We start from the raw sequence: 16466 nt of genomic DNA on the forward strand, positions 1-16466 counted from the left end.
TCTTACTGATAAATTTTCCCGTACCGGTTGGCCAAATAATCGGCCAGCGGAATGTCTTCCTGCCGCACAAAACCCTGCGTCGGAATTTTTCCTTCCGCCAGCAGATCCAGAACCGCACAGATGGACCCAGCCGTTGTGAGCTGGATCGCCGTGCGGAACCCTCCCATGAAATCCTGCGCCTCAATGGAACGCGCCACGGTTTCCTGCTGCAGCTTCCCGTTCTTCAGACCTGTCACGATGACGGAAAGCACAACCAGATCCTGTGCAGTCCCCGGAATGGCATGCGTGAAAATATCCTGAAGAATATGCCGCCGCTCCGACAGACGCAGATCCGACAGCAGAACCTTCATGATATCCCGATGGCCCGGATAGCGCATGGTGCGATAATTGAGTTCCCGGACCTTGCCTTCATAGGTCTCGCACAGAGACCCAAGCCCGCCTGACGTGTTGAAGGCTTCATAGGTCACGCCATCAACACCCAACGTCTCCACCCCGTCCAGAGCAGGCACCAAAACGCGCCGCCCGTCTACGATCGCTTCGCACGGCTCGATATATTCGTTGATCAGACCTTCGGTGCTCCAGGTCAGGTTATAACCCAGCGCGTTGGACGGAAAGCGCGGCAGCGCCCCGACCCGAAGCCGGATTGTCTCGACCTCATCGAAATGCTGCGCCAGATCATGTGCAGCAATGGAAACAAAGCCCGGCGCCAGACCACATTGCGGAATAAATGCGCTGGACGCCCCTTCTGCCAGCGCCCTCACATCTTTGGTGGAGGCAACGTCTTCCGTCAGGTCGAGATAATGCGTTCCTGCTGCAGCGGCTGCTTTCGCGATATTCCGCGTCAGATGAAAGGGGAGTGCCGAGAGCACCGCAAACTGCCCATTTAGCAGTTCAGCATCCAGCCCTTTCGCAATATCCACCGTCCTGCGTTTGATGCCTTCCGGCAGGACGAGCGCTTGAAGATGATCTGCATGGCAGTCCAGCAGCGTAACGCCATAGCCTCCATGATGGAGCAGCTCCGCAATGGCTGAACCGATCTTTCCCGCACCTGCAACCGTAACCTGCTTCATGATCATATCCTGTTCCGGAAGTGTTATGACAGCATCACGATCAGGGCAGACGGATCTCAAGCGGCATCCCGACGATGAAATACAGTTTCCATCGGCAGATTGCCGGTTATAACTGGCAGAATGACGGATTCACTAGATCAGGCTCTGCTCGACATCCTGCGTCGCAATGCGCGCACACCTACCGCCGCGCTAGCGCGCAGACTGGGGATTTCACGCACAACCCTTCAGGGACGTATGGAACGTCTGGAGCGACAGGGCCATATTCGCGGCTACACACTTGTGGAAAATACTGACGACGACCTGCTGCGTGCACATGTCTCAATCGTCATCACGCCGCGCCATAGCCAGAAAGTGGAGCGGGACCTGAAAACGCTTCCCGAACTCCGCGAATTACACGCAGTCAGCGGTGCCTCGGACCTGATCGCCCTGCTGGGCGCAGCAACCACCGAGGCCATCAACCGTGCCATTGACGACATCGGCCAGATGGAGGGCGTAGAAAGAACGGTGTCCGCCATCATCCTCTCCACACGCTTCCGTAGAGGGAGTTAATTCCTCAGAGGGCGGCGTTGAATACCAGCCCCAGAACCGCGGCATCCTTGTAGCGGGTCGTTCCGCCAAGGCGGTTGAAATACTGGAAGTCCGGCTGAAGCGTCAGACCCGTCATGATGTGATAGCTGTAGAAAAACTCGTAAATGTTCTCATGGGACTGAATGCCATGCGGGACCCCGAAATTGGTGGACTGGAACGGCAGACCATTATCGAACGATGCTTCTTGCTGTAGGGTCGCAGCTCGGCTGAAGTTCATCCACTGATACGCAATACCCCACGTATCCAGCGGACGCCCCCACAGCTTTCCGGTATCAAGCAGAGAGCCAACCAGATGGTGGTTCATCGCCGAGGTTTGGCCTGAGGCATAGGAATAATATCCCGCCAGCATGAGGCCGTTCATCGGGCCATCGCCATGCCGGATCAGCATCTGATCCATCAGCACCCAGACAGACGTCTGACCGCTCTGATAGCGCGGGCTACGTCCGCTCAGCACCCAGGCCTGTCCAGAACCGTCATCATACAGATCGTGATAGCGCGAATTGTCGTACATGGCGCCGACCTTGTAATGGCCGATCAGCTTGTCCTTACCAAACTCCGGAATCCAGCCCAGTTCAACCTCGGTGGAGAGCTTTCCAAGCCCGCTCTGCGCCCAGGACCAGCCGGAAATACCGCCATTATAGGAATGGGGAGACACGGCAAACAGACCGCCCATCAGATAGAGATGCGGGTTCGGCATCAGACGCAGAACCGTTCCCATATTGCCTGACGGCCAGTCACGGCCGCCATTGAGATACTTGGTGGGCGTCACGTTTCCGCACATGGAGACGTTCGTAAAGCTGCAAAGCCAGGGAGAGTTGTTGAAGAACGTGCCCGTCGGGATCCAGCCCGCTGCCAGATCCACCTTCCGGTTGAACCACGCTTTTTCTCCGTATGCCCAGACGAGATGCGCCACGACATTGCCACGCGCGCCATAGATCTGCTGAGCCTGCGTGACGTTATCGCCGATATCACCGCTCAGATTCCGGCCATGTCCGTTCACCATGAGCGTATGCAGCCACAGATCCTTCGACCAGTCGCCACCCAGAATCTTGTGCCAGTCCAGATCAACCGTCACGCCGACCTGCCCGGCATTGGTCTCGGTCTGGTGACGGCCGCCCGTCACATTGCCCATAAGACTTTCATACACATCCACCGCAACATAGATGCCATGCTTCTGAAGCCAGGGCTGCACCCCTCCCCAGGTCCCGAACATATGGGTCGTGCCGTAAGGCGCACCAAAGGACGGCGGTCCGTATGGAGACTGGAGGAAACCCGGAATGGTCGTGGACAGCGGAGGAACCGGCTGCGTCTCCGACCCCATGGGGGCAGGATTCGTCAGATCTTCCGAACTGGCCTTGCTCTTGCTGCTCTGCGCCTCAGCAGTACCGGTCCCCATCGTGAGCACCCCCAACCCGCAGGCGAAAGCGAACGACAGAGCGGAACCGGACCGACGATAAGCCGTACCAGCAGAAACCAACGTCAGGAATTTACTCACATGCCTCAAACCGACATCCCCTTACAGAGCCAAAAAATGCGAAAGACAGGGATGCCATGATCGGCACCCTTAAGTAAAATTCACTTTACAGAAAGAGCTTTGTTGCAGGAAGGCACAAAACAGTGAGACAATTGAAACAATAAGACTTTATTTTCTAAAATAAGATCACGTTTGTTTTCGTTACCCCTCCCATCCCGGAATCCTCATGCAGCCTCCCGTCCCCGCTCCAGATGCCATTACCGTCAAAAATCTGCGGAAAATCTATACAGTCCGCGAAGGTGGAAGCTGGCGCGGGAAGACGCGCGAGATCGTGGCGCTGGACGGAATTTCCTTTTCCGTCCCCAAGGGCCAGATCGCCGGTTTCATCGGCCCGAACGGCGCAGGAAAATCGACGGCCATCAAAATCCTGTCCGGAATCCTGCGTCCCACCTCCGGCGAAGTGCAGGTGAACGGGTTGGTGCCATGGACAAACCGTGTGGCCCATGTCGCGCGGATCGGGGTCGTCTTCGGCCAGCGGACCCAACTCTGGTGGGATCTGTCGGTCGGTGAAGGTCTGGCGCTCCTGCGGGATATTTACGGCGTCGAGCCCGAACGCTTCGCCCGCAACCACGCCCGGCTGGCCGAGGCGCTCGATCTGGGAGCGATCATGGACCAGTCCGTCCGCCAGCTTTCGCTTGGACAGAGAATGCGCGCTGAAATCGCCGCTTCCCTGATCCACGACCCCGAAATCCTGATCCTTGATGAACCCACCATCGGTCTGGACGCCCCGTCAAAACTCGCCGTCCGGGCATTTGTCCATGAACTCTGCCGGGACCGGGGCACGACCGTCCTGCTCACCACCCACGATATGCATGATATTGAAGCGCTGGCCGAACGCGTGATCGTCATCGGGCATGGGCGCATCCTCGCAGACAGCCCGTTCGAGGACCTACGCATGACAACCCTGTCCGAACGCATTCTCGAACTGGATTTCCACGGCACACCGCCCGAACTGGCGCTCCCGGCAGGCGCAGTCGAAACCGCCCGCGCGCCACACAGCCTCACCATCACGTTCGATCCGCGCCAGATCCCGGCCCCTGCCCTCGTCGCCCATGTCGGACATCTGTCCGGGCTGGACGATCTGAGGATCAGCCGCCCCTCAATCGACGAGATCATCACACGCTTTTATGCGGACCACGCCGCATGACGCTCCGCCCTTATTTCACGGCCTTCGGGCTGCAATGGAAGATCGGCCTGCGCTACCGTATCGCGGTCGTGGCCGGATTAGTGGCGCAGATGTGGTTCGGTGCCGTGACATTAATGGCCTATGCCTCCGTCTATCACGCAGCCCCGGACGTTCAGGCACCGCTCTCGCTGCGACAGGCCATGACCTACACCTGGATCCAGCAGTCCCTCTTCACGCTTCTGCCGCTGGGCTGCCTGCCCGCCATCGGAGACGCCGCCAAAACAGGCGCGATCGTCTATGATCTGCTGCGTCCGGTCGATATGTGGAACTGGTGGCTGTCGGCCAGTCTCGCGCGTCTGCTGGGCAATGCTGTTCCCCGTGCAGTCCTGCTGGCCTGCGTAGCGGGTCCGCTGGCCATACTGGTGGGCCTCGGCGCATGGAGCCTCGCACCACCCGCGGATCTGACGGCAGCAGTTCTGTCGCTGCTCTCCATCACGCTCGGCGCACTGCTCTCGGCCACCATCGTCATGTGGTGGAATATCCTGACGGCCCGCACGCTCTCACCACTCGGCAGTTACGCCGTTGGAACGCCACTGGCCGTACTGCTTTCTGGAATGCTCCTGCCGCTGCCGCTCTATCCTGACTGGATCCGTCCCTTCCTGCTCGCACAGCCCTTCGCCGGAATTACCGACATTCCCATCCGCATCTATCTGGGCACGCCCATTCCGGGCGGTGTCGCCACAGGGCTGGGCCTTCAGCTTTTCTGGCTGACAACACTCACCCTGCTCGGGCGTCTGTGGATGCGCCAGACGGTCAACCGACTGGAGGTGCAGGGTGCCTGACATGACACACTCCCGCACGCTCAGCGCCCTTGGTCTCTACCGCCGCATGGCGGGCGCTTCGATCGTCGCACAACTCCGCTACCCCGGCACGTTTGCCATTCAGGCCATCGGGAATTTCATCACGACCCTGCTCGGCTTCTTCGGCATCTGGAGCCTCTTCCGCCGTTTCGGCAGTATCGCAGGATGGGATATCGGCACCGTTGCTGTTCTTTATGGCCTTGTGAACGTGGCGTTTGCCGTGGCTGAAACGCTGGGACGCGGCTTCGAGGTTTTTGGCGGCGAGTACGTCCGCACCGGCAGCTTTGATCGCCTGCTCCTGCGGCCACGCTCAACCCTGATTCTGCTTCTGGGCCACGAACTGCGCCTGCGCCCCATAGGGCGTTTCCTTCAGGGCGCGTTCGTTCTCATCGCGGGATTATGGCTTGCCCCGCACGTCCAGTGGAGCGCCGTTCTAGTTTTGCCGCTCGCCATCGCAGGGGGAGCGGCCATGTTCCTCGGCGTCCTGATCGGACAGGCCGCACTGTGCTTCATCACGGTCGAGGGGCTGGAAGTCGTGAACGTCCTGACTTACGGCGGCGTCGAGGCCGGACAGTATCCGCTGACCATGTTCGGACGCTGGCTCCGGCGGTTTATCACCTTCGTCCTGCCGCTCGCTGCCGTCTGCTACTATCCCGCCCTGTTCAGCCTCAACCATCCCGACCCGCTGGGGGTGCCGACATGGATCGGCGCCTTGTCTCCGATTGCAGGCTTTGCCTTTCTGGGCGTCATGGTCCTGATCTGGCACCGGGCGGTTGCAGGATATGTTTCCAGCGGAAGCTGACGGCCGGGTTTAAGACCCAGTCCCCATCAGCGACACATGCGCGGCAATAATCTTCCATCCATCGGGCGTGCGGAACCAGGTCTGGCTCTGACGCCCGATCTTTTCGGCCCCGATGCGCCGGAACTCCAGATCCACCGTCGCGACATCCTGCCCCACAGCCGTAATGACACGTCGCAGCACCTCCCGCGGCGGTGACCCTCCCGTCCGTGCCCGACGAAAAGCCTGAATCTCCTCAAACCCGTAGAGGTTCTCGCCTACACCGTAACGAACCGTTTCCGCGCCATCGTAAAAAAGAGCATCCAGTTCATGCAGGATATTCTCGCCCAGCGCCTTTTCATAGCGGTCGGACATCGCAGTCACGTCCGCAAGAACATGAGGATCATTCAGCGCAGGAAAAGGATTCAGCGTCATCATTCGGTCTCCGACAGGACTTTCAGCAAGGTCTTCCATCACGAAAAAGACATAGCATTCCTTGAAAAAATCACCATCTCGTGAGTTTTCGAAACGTAACGAGATCTGTACCGTCTTTCGTAAATACTGATTCCTCTCTTCAAATCATAAAAAAATTTTAATGGATTTTGAAAAGTAAAAAAAACTCCATAAACCACGATTTAAAAGACGTTGTATTTCATCCCACCTATTGTCCCGGTTTCCCTTCCTTGCTCAAAATCTGTTGGGAACCGAGCTGAATGAATGCCATCGTCGTCACCGCGCTAAGGCGACCGCTCACCTTTGTCGTCCTGTCGATCATGATCGTGCTGCTTGGCGTGATGTCGATCTTCAAGACGCCGACCGATGTTTTTCCAAACATCAAGGTTCCGGTAGTCGCGGCAATCTGGACCTATCCGGGGCTTCTGCCTCAGGAATTTGCAGGCCGTATCACCTATAACTTCGAACTGGCCGTTACCACGACCGTTCAGAACATCGAGCACATGGAGTCCAGCTCCTATTACGGTCGCTCGATCGTCAATATCTATTTCCAGCCCGGAACATCGGTCGGCACTGCCGAAGCCGAAGTGTCGGCCATCGCGCAGACCGTGCTGCTCGGGCTCCCGCCCAAAGTGCCGGCACCGATGATCGTGGCCCTGAATCCCTCTCAGGTTCCGGTCATTGCGCTTCAGATGACGTCTGACAAACAGACGCCATCCGATCTCTTCAAGCTCGGTGTCATTCGCGTTCGTCCGCTTCTTGCTACGGTTCCCGGCGCCATCGTCGCCCATCCTTATGGCGGCATGGACAGCTTCGTCATGGTCTCCTTGGACCAGAAGCAGCTTCAGGCTCACCACCTCTCCGCCGCAGACGTTCAGGCTGCCCTGACCGCCCAGAACATCGTTCTGCCGGCAGGTGACCAGAAGATCGATGCAACGGACTGGATGGTCCAGACCAACGCCGCCCCGGAATCCATGGACGATATCGCCAATATTCCGGTCAAGCGCGTTGGAAATGCGGTCATCTATGTGCGCGATGTGGCGTCGGTCTATCGCGGCGGACATCCCCAGACGAACCTCGTGCTGGTCAAAGGCCGCCAGGGCGTCGAGATGATCACGCAGAAGGGTGGCACGGCCTCCACACTCGATGTGGTCGCGGCGACCAAGGCCCTGCTTCCGCGCCTGAAAGCAATCCTGCCGCCTGACGTCCATATCTCCATCTTGTCCGACGCCTCCATCATGGTGAAGGATCAGATCAAGGATGTGGTTCAGGAAATGATCACCGCGTCGTTCCTGACCGGGATCGTGGTTCTGCTCTTCCTCGGCTCCTGGCGCTCGACAGTCATTATTGCGACGTCAATTCCGCTAGCCATTCTATGCTCGATCATCGCCCTTGGATGGGCAGGTCAGTCGATCAACGTCATGACGCTCGGTGGTCTGGCCCTCGCCGTCGGTATTCTCGTCGACGATGCTACGGTGATGATCGAGAACATCGACGTTCACCTTGAAATGGGCAAGGATCTCGAAACCGCCATTATTGATGCGGCCAACCAGATCGTCATCGCGACCTTCGTCTCCACGACCTGCATCTGCATCGTCTGGCTGCCGCTGTTCGAACTCGATGGCGTCGCAGGCTATCTCTTCATGCCGATGGCCCTTGCCATCATGTTCGCGATGATCGCGTCCTTCATCCTGTCGCGAACCCTCGTTCCGACCATGGCGAAGTACCTTCTCGCCGGTCATGTGCATCACCCAGTCGGCGCACCCGGCCCGGATGAAGACCCGCACGGTATCCATGACTCTGCGATCGACATCCCCAACCCGCACGCAACCCAGCGTCCGCCATCGGGCTTCTTCAGCCGCTTCCAGAAGGGCTTCGAGGCGCGCTTCACCAGCTTTCGTGAAGGATACAACACAATCCTCACACGCTGCGTGGAACGCCGTGGCGCCTTTGTCAGCGTGTTCATGGTGCTCTCCATCGCATCCATGGGGCTGTATTTCGTCGCAGGACGGGACTTCTTCCCCGAAGTAAAATCCGATGCCCTTCAGATGCACATGCGCGCACCGCTCGGAACGCGTATTGAAGTCGCAGGCCGCATCGCCGCCCTCGTGGACGATCGCATCAACCAGCTTCTGCCGGGCAAGGTCGAGAACATCATCTCGAACTGCGGTCTTCCCGAAGGACCGCATAACCAGGCCTTCATCCCGACCCCGTCCATTGGGACACAGGATTGCGATCTGACGATCGCCCTGAAAAACGCTGAATCTCCGGTCTGGGATTACCGTGCCCTCCTGCGCAAGGATCTCTCCAAGCGCTTCCCGGGAACGGTCTTCACCTTCCAGCCTGCGGATCTGACGAACAAGATCCTGAACTTCGGCTCCGCCGCTCCCATCGACATCCAGCTTTCCGGCCCGGATGCCATGGAGAACTACAACTACGCCAAGCACCTGATCGGACTGATCCGCCAGATCCCGGGCACGGCAGACGTGAACATCCAGCAGACGATGTCCACGCCAACACTGATGGTGAATGGCAACCGAACCTTCAGTCAGGCAACTGGCGTGACGGAAGCCGATCTTGCAACCAACGAACTGCTGACGCTTGCCGGTTCCGGCGTCGTCGATCCGCAGTTCTGGCTTGATCCGGTCGACAATGTCACCTTCCCGCTCAACGTCTACACGTCGCAGGATCAGCTCACCCATCTCAATGACCTGCTGACCATCCCGGTCGACAAGGGAGACGGCGATCCCAACGACAAGACCCAGCTTCTGGGCGCCCTTGCCAATGTCGTGGCAGCCGGCACCCCGGGCGAAGTCTCGCACTACAACTCGATGTCCGAAATCGACATCTATGTGAACATCGAAGGCACCGATATGGGTTCCGTGCTGGACAAGGTGCGTCAGGTCGTCGCCCACGACGATCATAACAAACCGACCTCCGCCGAAGTCGATATCCACGGTCAGGCCACAACGATGGCAAGCGCCTACAAGCAGCTCATCATCGGTCTCGCGATCTCGATCGTCCTGATCTATCTGCTGATCGTGGTGAACTTCCAGTCCTGGCTGGACCCGTTCATCATCATTACGGCCCTTCCGGGCGCACTTGGCGGCATCGCCTGGGCGTTGTTCCTCACGCAGACACGCCTGTCCGTCCCGGCCCTGACGGGCGCCATCATGTGCATGGGAACCGCAACTGCGAACTCGATCCTCGTAGTGTCCTTTGCCCGTGAACGCCTCGAAATCCATGGCGATGCGCTTAAAGCCGCTATTGAAGCCGGTTATGGCCGTATCCGCCCGGTCATCATGACAGCGCTGGCCATGGTCGTGGGCATGATCCCGATGGCGACATCGAACTCGACCAATGCGCCCCTCGGCCGCGCCGTGATCGGCGGCCTGATCGTCGCAACAATCTCGACCCTTCTCTTTGTTCCCTGCGTCTACGCAATCCTCCACAACCGCACATCGCGTCAGAAGGAAATCGCCTGATGGCTACCTCCCCCAAACTCATCGCCGCTGCGGGAGGGTGCCTCCTCGCGCTCTATGTCGGCTATATCGTCGTTGACCGTATCCATGTCTCTGCGGCCCTCGCAGCGGAGACGAAGGAAAACGCTCTGCCCGACGTTGCCGTCGTCAAGCCGATCCGGTCCCCCAAGAAGGTCGCCCTGACGCTGCCCGGCAACATCGATGCCTGGTATCAGGCGCCGATCTATCCGCAGGTCTCGGGCTATGTGAAGATGTGGTACAAGGACTACGGCGCCCGCGTGAAGCAGGGTGACGTTCTGGCCGAGATCAACGCCCCGGCACTGGACGCACAATATGCACAGGCGAAGGCCGATCTCGCATCGATCATGGCAAAGTACAACCTGTCCAATGTCACGCTCCAGCGCTGGCAGGCCATGGGGCGCTCACAGTCCGTCTCGGGACAGTCCGTCTCCGTCGCGCAGGCCGACCAGCAGTCCGCCAAGGCGCAGGTCGAAGCTGCCGAACGCAATGTTGCACACTTCGAGGCGCTCGAACGCTTCAAAACGATCGTCGCACCATTTGATGGTATCGTGACCTCACGTGACATCAATGTCGGCGACTACGTCCATGACGGCGGCGGTAACCTCAACGCCGCAGGCGCGGCCTCCGAGCTTTTCACCGTGGCTGACGTCCACAAGCTGCGTCTGTTCGTCTCCGTGCCGGAAGTCTTTCAGTATGTCCTTCAGCCGGACATCACAGCCGAAGTTACCGTCCCGCAGTTCAAGGATCGCAAGTTCACAGCGAACTTCCTGACGACCGCGCGCGGCTATGATCCGAACACCCGCACTTCCACCACGGAGTTCGAGATGGACAATCCGAACGAAGTCCTGTGGCCGGGGACCTTCGCTTCGGTGGAGCTCAAGGCGAACAACGAAAACTCGCATCTCTACGAAGTTCCCACGAGTGCTCTGGTCTTTCAGGAAAAGGGCATGCAGCTCGCCGTGGTCCGCGACGACAACACCGTCCATTTCCAGAACGTGACAGTTGGACGCATGGCCGATACGGCAACGGAAATTCAGGCTGGCATCGGCCCGAACGACCGCGTAATCGCCAATCCGCCCGCAGATGTGCTCGAAGGCGACAAGGTCAACGTGACCGTGCCACAGCGCGGCTACAACCAGTCCGGCTTCGGAAAAGAGAACGAGTAAGATGATCCCATCCTTCTCCCGCCTCCGCCGCACCGGTCTGGTCTGCGGCACCGCCCTGTCGCTGCTCGGTTTGTCCGCGTGCGATCTGGCGCCCACCTACAAGGCTCCGAACCTTGTCGTCCCTGCCTCATGGCAGGGGCAGGCACCGTTTGCCGTGGCCACACCCGCGGATACAGCATTGCCCACCAACTGGTGGACCATGTTTCAGGACCCGCTGCTGAACGATCTTGAAGCCCGCGCCACTTCGGATAACGGCGACATTCAGGCCGCCGCCGAACGCTTCATTCAGGCCCGCGCCCTCGTCGTGGCCGCGCGTTCGGAACTGCTCCCGCATGTCAGTCTCGAAGCTGGTGCGTCGGACAACAAACAGTCCGCTGACCGCCTGTTCCGCAACGGTGCAACCCTGACCCAGACCGAAGAGGAATATGGCGGTCTGGCCTCATGGGAACCTGATTTCTGGTCATCCATCCGCAACCGCGTCCGCGAGCAGAAACAGTTCGCTCAGCAGCGTGCGGCCGATTTCGCCATGGCGCGCCTGAGCACGCAAGCCGAGCTTGCCCGCGATTACATCCAGCTTCGCGGCTATGATGCGCAGGATGCGATCTATGCGCAGTCCATCGGCTATTATGAGCGGGCCGTTCATATCACTGAAAATCAGGTCCAGAACCAGGCCGCTCCCCGCCTCGATCTGGCACGCGCACAGGCCCAGCTCTACACCACACAGGCAGCGCGTCTGGACATTCAGGCCGCAAGGCAGGTTACGGAACACGCCATCGCGGTGCTGACGAACAGTTCACCGTCGAGCTTCCACATCCCGGCCAGCCCGCAGTTCCATTTCGTCCAGCCGACGATCCCCACGGACGTTCCCTCCACCCTGCTCCAGCGTCGTCCGGATATCGCTTCCTCCGAGCGCGAAATGGCACAGGCCAATCGTGAAATCGGCATTGCACGCGCGGCTTTCTATCCGCATATCGCCCTGCGCCTGAATGGTGGTTTCTCCGCCAATGGCTTCGATCTGGCCAATCTTGCCAACTCGTTGTGGACCTATGGCGCGACGCTCGACATGCCGCTCTTCGATGGCGGCCTGCGCCGCGCGGAGCTTCAGAGAACATGGTCGGCCTATCGGGAAACGCGTGACGACTATCGTATGAAAGTTCTGTCGGCCTTCCGCGAAGTGGAAGACGGGCTGTCCCTGACCGAACGTCTGACCAAGGAAAACGCGGCGCTGGAACAGGCTGTCAAAGCCAATCTTGCCACGCAGAACATGACCATGACGCTCTATCAGGGCGGCGTCGGAACCTATCTTGAGGCCATTTTCAGCCAGGAAAACACGCTGGAAAGCCGCATCCATCAGGTCGAGATCGCAACCCGCCTGTACCACGCGGACGTGGACCTGATCCGCAGCCTCGGCGGCGGCTGGACTGTCCGTGACCTGCCCACAATGGACCAGACCCTGTCCATTACGCCATTGCAGTATGATAATCTGCATCACCCGAAACCTGTCGGGGACGTCACGACGTCCCAGCATCCGGAGCAGTTCGAGAACCTGACGACCGGTCTGCCAGCAACACGCTAAATAAATATTTGGTCCTGACCGATGTCATTACGGTCAGGACCAAACAGGGCATTGACCTTTTCGCAGGGAGCGATCCAATAAGCACTCAGGTTCTACCGGGCCTATGCTTTATCCCGTTCCCTGCCACGAGTAGGCTCTGCTTCATGCGTTACGTTCTTCTTTCCAGCGTTCTTCTGCTTGCGTCCTGTTCTTCTGCTCCGTGGGTCACAGGACATACTGATAGCAAGTGCATCCGGGAGCAGATGGTGAGCGGGGCCAACGGCAATGCCCGCCTCTTCGCCACTGCCGCAGAATTCTGTGCTGCTACCATCCGCAAAGAAAACAAGGGACATGCCCGCCCGCTGGACGTGCGTGACGACATGACACTTCAGGCTATGGCGGAGAACCCGGATTACAATACGACCGGGCTTTCATTCGTCCCGCGCGATTTCAAAACGCGCATTCCCGGCGGAATCCGTAACATCAATATCGACTGATCCTGCGGACAGGCAGTTTCGTCTTACCCCCTTTCACCAAGGAGAGTCTTTTCATGTTCAGCCACATCATGCTGGGTAGCAACGACATTGCTCGTTCCAAAGCATTCTATAATGCAACGCTTGGTGTCATCGGCTGTACGCCCGCCGAACCCGATGCAAAGGGTCGGCTTGTCTATGCCCATTCCGGTGGGCGTCTGATCATCACGAAGCCCCTGAACGGTGAACCGGCCACAGGCGCGAATGGCGGAACGGTTGGGTTTGCCATGAGCAGCCCCGAACAGGTGGACGCCTGGCACAAGGCTGGCGTCGAAAACGGTGGCAAGGCCATCGAAAACCCGCCCGGCATCCGCCACACTGGAATGGGCGACCTGTACTTGGCCTATCTGCGCGATCCGGATGGCAACAAGCTCTGCGCCGTGCATCGGGTCGGCTGAGAAACCAATGCCGGCAGCGAGGTTGTCTGCCGGGCTGCCCTGCGGCATGAAAGGGGCCAACATGTCCCTTTCTTCCTGTCGGCAGGTTCCCAAGATGTCTAACCATACCCCCATTGGTCTCGAAAACGGCTCGGCGCCTGTCACGGCACTGACCCATTCTGGCAATTTTCATGTCGACGAGACCATGGGTTATGTCATCCTGCATTATGCCCTTGCGCCGCAGGGGGATCTTCGTGCGCGTGTTTTGGAAGAAAAATCCGCCGATCGCCTGACCTTCATCCGGACGCGCAATCCGGACGTTATCAAATCAGCCGATATCGTTTTCGACGTCGGCGGCCTCTACGATCCGCCGCATGGCCGGTACGACCATCACATGAAGGACAAGCCCCTTCGTGAAGACGGCACGCCCTATAGCGCGGCTGGCCTCCTGTGGAAGGATTATGGTCGCCCGGCCATTCGCAATATCCTGAACACTCCGGCCGATGACGCCGCCGTGGACCTGATCTGGCAGAGCCTCGACAAATCCCTGATCCTGCCGATCGATCAGGATGACAATGGTGTGGTCAAGATGGGCAAGCTCTCGCTGGCAGACATCGTCTCGGCATGCAGCCCGCCTTGGGATACGGCTGAACTTTACGGAAAGCAGGAGGCCCGCGCACGGGAATCCCTCGGTTTCGCCAATGCCGCCACAGCTGTCGCCGCGCATCTGGTCAATGTCGTGGACCGCATCCGTGCCAGCCTCAAGGCGACGGACCGTGTCATCGCGGCTTACGAAAGCGCTGAAGACAAGCGCATTCTGGTCATGGAAACGGGAATGCCGACGGAGAAGGTCATTTTCGAGCGTGATCTGCCGGTGGTGTATGTCGTCTCTCCGGCAGGGCCGGAGCAGTGGAACGTCAAGGCCGTGCCGCCCGTGCGTGGCGATTTCGGACAGCGCGTTTCCCTGCCGGAAGCCTGGGGCGGTCTGGAGCGGGACAAGCTGGCCGTCGTTTCTGGTGTTTCTGACGCCGTGTTTGCCCATCCTGCCCGCTTCATCTGCGGCGCGACAAGCCGCGAGGGCGCCCTCCGCATGGCTCAACTGTCTCTGCAAATCGCTGGCGTCTGAGACGAAAACGTCTCAGATCATAGGATTGATCTTCAAATAAATTTCTTCATCGGAAGTCGGTGTTGCCGCTAGGAAAGCTCCGAATTCCGGATTTTTCAGCGGCGGACCACTATTTTGATGACGAACTTTCCTTTGCGTCTTCCTATTGCGGCGATTGGCCTGTGCCTGACCTGGCCGATCGCCGCTCACGCAGCCGACACGGCCCCTCCGACCAAGACGCCGATCAAACATCTGGTCGTGATCTATCAGGAAAACGTCTCGTTCGATCACTACTTCGGAACATACCCGAAGGCGGCCAACCTTGCTGGCGAGCCCGAATTCCATCCCTCAGCAGACACACCACGCGTCGATACGCTCGCTACGGCAGACCTGCTCAGGCATAATCCCAACACGATCCTGGCCAACGGTCGGGACGCCTCCCTGCCCTTCCGGCTGGATCGCACACAGGCCGCCACTGCTGACCAGAACCATGGCTACACGGCCGAACAGCGGGCCTACGATCACGGACGATCCGACCTGTTCCCACGCTATACCGGTCGCGGACTGCCCGGTGGGGTCGGTGCGTTTGGCACCAGAGGTGAGGTCATGGGGTATTTCGACGGCAATACCGTCACAGCAATGTGGCGCTACGCACAGCGTTTCGCCATGAGCGATGCGACCTATACCGACACATACGGCCCCTCCACGCCCGGCGCGTTGGAAGTCGTCTCCGGCCAGACCAATGGTCTGCAGATCAAAACCACGACCCAGAAGCCGTCAACACTGCATGCCGCATCGCCTTATGTCGGAGACGGACAAGGCGGCTGGACCATGATCAACGACATCGATCCCGCAGACGACGTGTGCTCCACGCCCAACAATCAGGTGCGGATGACCGGGCCGAATATCGGGGATCTGCTCAACAAACATGGAATCACCTGGGGTGGCTTCATGGGAGGCTTCAACCTTTCACTCCACAATCCCGATGGCTCGACAGGGTGCCAGCGCCAAACGCTTTCCCCAACCGTGAGCCAGATCGTGGCGGACTACATCCCGCACCATAACTGGTTCCAGTATTACGCCAGCACGGCCAATCCGACACATGCACGGCCATCTTCCACAGCCGCGATCGGACACAGCATGCGCCCGGACAACGGCCAGCCGGACCCCACCAACCACGAGTACGATCTTCAGGACTTCTTTGCTGCGACAAAAGCAGGAAACCTCCCCGCCGTTTCTTTTGTAAAAATGCCAGCTTGGCAGGACGCCCATGCGGGCTATTCGGACCCGCTGGATGAACAGAAGGGCGTGGTTGAACTCGTCAATTTTATCCAGACCCGTCCGGAATGGCGCGATACCGCTATTTTCATCGCTTACGACGATTCAGACGGGTGGTACGACCACGCCTTCGTCCCTCCCCGTCATGGATCCGCCGATTCCGAAGTCGATCAGCTGGACGGACCGGGACATTGCGGCACAGCATCGCGCCCTCAAGGTGTCGGCGGGGCTGAGGTGAATGGCCGGTGCGGACCGGGGACACGGATTCCCCTGCTGGTATTGTCGCCCTGGGCACGGACGAATTATGTCAGCCATACCTTCCTGACCCAGTCTTCCATTCCCCGTTTCATTGAAGATAACTGGCTTCAGGGCGAAAGACTGGGCAAAGGCTCTTTCGATGCGGACGCGAATTCTCTCGAGGACCTGTTCGATTTCAGTCGCAAGCCCAGACTGAATCCTCTGTTTCTTGATGCAGGAACGGGCACTGTGAAATCGCAACCCTGAAACGACAAAGGGACGCGATCAGACCGCGTCCATTTG

At 59.0% G+C, this 16466-nt stretch carries 14 protein-coding genes; 11 read left to right on the top strand and 3 right to left on the bottom strand.

What is annotated here, in order from left to right:
- Positions 1-2: 2 nt before the first annotated feature.
- On the bottom strand, positions 3-1070 hold the full coding sequence (locus HKD28_RS13595; RefSeq protein ID WP_194268777.1) for a saccharopine dehydrogenase family protein: 1068 nt from the start codon (positions 1068-1070) through the stop codon (positions 3-5).
- Between the two features lie 120 nt (positions 1071-1190).
- On the opposite strand from HKD28_RS13595, the gene HKD28_RS13600 reads away from it, so the two are divergent.
- Positions 1191-1619: an Lrp/AsnC family transcriptional regulator gene (locus tag HKD28_RS13600; RefSeq protein WP_194268778.1), complete on the top strand. Its 429-nt coding sequence runs from the start codon at positions 1191-1193 to the stop codon at positions 1617-1619.
- Between the two features lie 4 nt (positions 1620-1623).
- Here the strand turns inward: HKD28_RS13600 and HKD28_RS13605 are convergent, their stop codons facing one another.
- Positions 1624-3153, bottom strand: coding sequence for a carbohydrate porin (locus HKD28_RS13605; RefSeq protein WP_328750625.1), 1530 nt, complete (start codon positions 3151-3153; stop codon positions 1624-1626).
- Positions 3154-3358: 205 nt separating this feature from the next.
- On the opposite strand from HKD28_RS13605, the gene HKD28_RS13610 reads away from it, so the two are divergent.
- The 3 genes from HKD28_RS13610 to HKD28_RS13620 are packed head-to-tail and all read left to right on the top strand — an operon-like array spanning position 3359 to position 5980.
- Positions 3359-4339: an ABC transporter ATP-binding protein gene (locus HKD28_RS13610; protein ID WP_194268779.1), complete on the top strand. Its 981-nt coding sequence runs from the start codon at positions 3359-3361 to the stop codon at positions 4337-4339.
- Positions 4336-5160, top strand: a complete 825-nt coding sequence (locus HKD28_RS13615) for an ABC transporter permease (RefSeq protein ID WP_194268780.1) — start codon at positions 4336-4338, stop codon at positions 5158-5160. The genes HKD28_RS13610 and HKD28_RS13615 overlap by 4 nt, the downstream gene beginning before the upstream one ends.
- 1 nt (position 5161) lies before the next feature.
- Entirely contained in the window at positions 5162-5980 is an 819-nt protein-coding gene (locus HKD28_RS13620; protein ID WP_194262879.1) for an ABC transporter permease, read from the top strand.
- A 9-nt stretch (positions 5981-5989) separates the two neighbouring features.
- On the opposite strand, the gene hpxZ is transcribed toward HKD28_RS13620, so the two are convergent.
- The gene (gene hpxZ / locus HKD28_RS13625; RefSeq protein WP_194268819.1) at positions 5990-6391 is read right to left on the bottom strand and encodes an oxalurate catabolism protein HpxZ; all 402 of its coding nucleotides are present in this window, start codon (positions 6389-6391) and stop codon (positions 5990-5992) included.
- Positions 6392-6669: 278 nt separating this feature from the next.
- On the opposite strand from hpxZ, the gene HKD28_RS13630 reads away from it, so the two are divergent.
- The 7 genes from HKD28_RS13630 (at position 6670) to HKD28_RS13660 (ending at position 16430) form a co-directional block, all read left to right on the top strand.
- Positions 6670-9894, top strand: coding sequence for an efflux RND transporter permease subunit (locus HKD28_RS13630; RefSeq protein ID WP_194268781.1), 3225 nt, complete (start codon positions 6670-6672; stop codon positions 9892-9894).
- Positions 9894-11078, top strand: a complete 1185-nt coding sequence (locus HKD28_RS13635) for an efflux RND transporter periplasmic adaptor subunit (RefSeq protein ID WP_194268782.1) — start codon at positions 9894-9896, stop codon at positions 11076-11078. The genes HKD28_RS13630 and HKD28_RS13635 overlap by 1 nt, the downstream gene beginning before the upstream one ends.
- Position 11079: 1 nt before the next feature.
- Complete coding sequence (locus tag HKD28_RS13640; RefSeq protein WP_194268783.1) at positions 11080-12654, top strand: efflux transporter outer membrane subunit; 1575 nt, start codon at positions 11080-11082, stop codon at positions 12652-12654.
- A 143-nt stretch (positions 12655-12797) separates the two neighbouring features.
- Positions 12798-13130 (top strand): hypothetical protein, encoded by a 333-nt coding sequence (locus tag HKD28_RS13645; RefSeq protein ID WP_194268784.1) that lies wholly within the window; start codon positions 12798-12800, stop codon positions 13128-13130.
- Positions 13131-13183: 53 nt separating this feature from the next.
- The gene (locus HKD28_RS13650) at positions 13184-13564 is read left to right on the top strand and encodes a VOC family protein (RefSeq protein ID WP_194268785.1); all 381 of its coding nucleotides are present in this window, start codon (positions 13184-13186) and stop codon (positions 13562-13564) included.
- Between the two features lie 94 nt (positions 13565-13658).
- Positions 13659-14669, top strand: coding sequence for an MYG1 family protein (locus HKD28_RS13655; protein WP_194268820.1), 1011 nt, complete (start codon positions 13659-13661; stop codon positions 14667-14669).
- 117 nt (positions 14670-14786) lie between these two features.
- The gene (locus HKD28_RS13660; protein ID WP_194268786.1) at positions 14787-16430 is read left to right on the top strand and encodes a phospholipase C; all 1644 of its coding nucleotides are present in this window, start codon (positions 14787-14789) and stop codon (positions 16428-16430) included.
- The last annotated feature ends 36 nt before the right edge of the window (positions 16431-16466 follow it).

This window comes from Gluconobacter cadivus (assembly GCF_015244745.1).
GTDB classification, from domain to species: Bacteria; Pseudomonadota; Alphaproteobacteria; order Acetobacterales; family Acetobacteraceae; genus Gluconobacter; species Gluconobacter cadivus.

Excerpts from the sequence above, each read along its gene's own strand:
- HKD28_RS13610 (WP_194268779.1), top strand. The coding sequence starts at position 3,359 with ATGCAGCCTCCCGTCCCCGCTCCAGATGCCATTACCGTCAAAAATCTG.
- HKD28_RS13660 (WP_194268786.1), top strand. The coding sequence starts at position 14,787 with ATGACGAACTTTCCTTTGCGTCTTCCTATTGCGGCGATTGGCCTGTGC.
- HKD28_RS13600 (WP_194268778.1), top strand. The coding sequence starts at position 1,191 with ATGACGGATTCACTAGATCAGGCTCTGCTCGACATCCTGCGTCGCAAT.
- hpxZ (WP_194268819.1), bottom strand. The coding sequence starts at position 6,391 with ATGACGCTGAATCCTTTTCCTGCGCTGAATGATCCTCATGTTCTTGCG.
- HKD28_RS13635 (WP_194268782.1), top strand. The coding sequence starts at position 9,894 with ATGGCTACCTCCCCCAAACTCATCGCCGCTGCGGGAGGGTGCCTCCTC.
- HKD28_RS13595 (WP_194268777.1), bottom strand. The coding sequence starts at position 1,070 with ATGAAGCAGGTTACGGTTGCAGGTGCGGGAAAGATCGGTTCAGCCATT.
- HKD28_RS13645 (WP_194268784.1), top strand. The coding sequence starts at position 12,798 with ATGCGTTACGTTCTTCTTTCCAGCGTTCTTCTGCTTGCGTCCTGTTCT.
- HKD28_RS13640 (WP_194268783.1), top strand. The coding sequence starts at position 11,080 with ATGATCCCATCCTTCTCCCGCCTCCGCCGCACCGGTCTGGTCTGCGGC.
- HKD28_RS13630 (WP_194268781.1), top strand. The coding sequence starts at position 6,670 with ATGAATGCCATCGTCGTCACCGCGCTAAGGCGACCGCTCACCTTTGTC.
- HKD28_RS13655 (WP_194268820.1), top strand. The coding sequence starts at position 13,659 with ATGTCTAACCATACCCCCATTGGTCTCGAAAACGGCTCGGCGCCTGTC.
- HKD28_RS13650 (WP_194268785.1), top strand. The coding sequence starts at position 13,184 with ATGTTCAGCCACATCATGCTGGGTAGCAACGACATTGCTCGTTCCAAA.
- HKD28_RS13615 (WP_194268780.1), top strand. The coding sequence starts at position 4,336 with ATGACGCTCCGCCCTTATTTCACGGCCTTCGGGCTGCAATGGAAGATC.
- HKD28_RS13620 (WP_194262879.1), top strand. The coding sequence starts at position 5,162 with ATGACACACTCCCGCACGCTCAGCGCCCTTGGTCTCTACCGCCGCATG.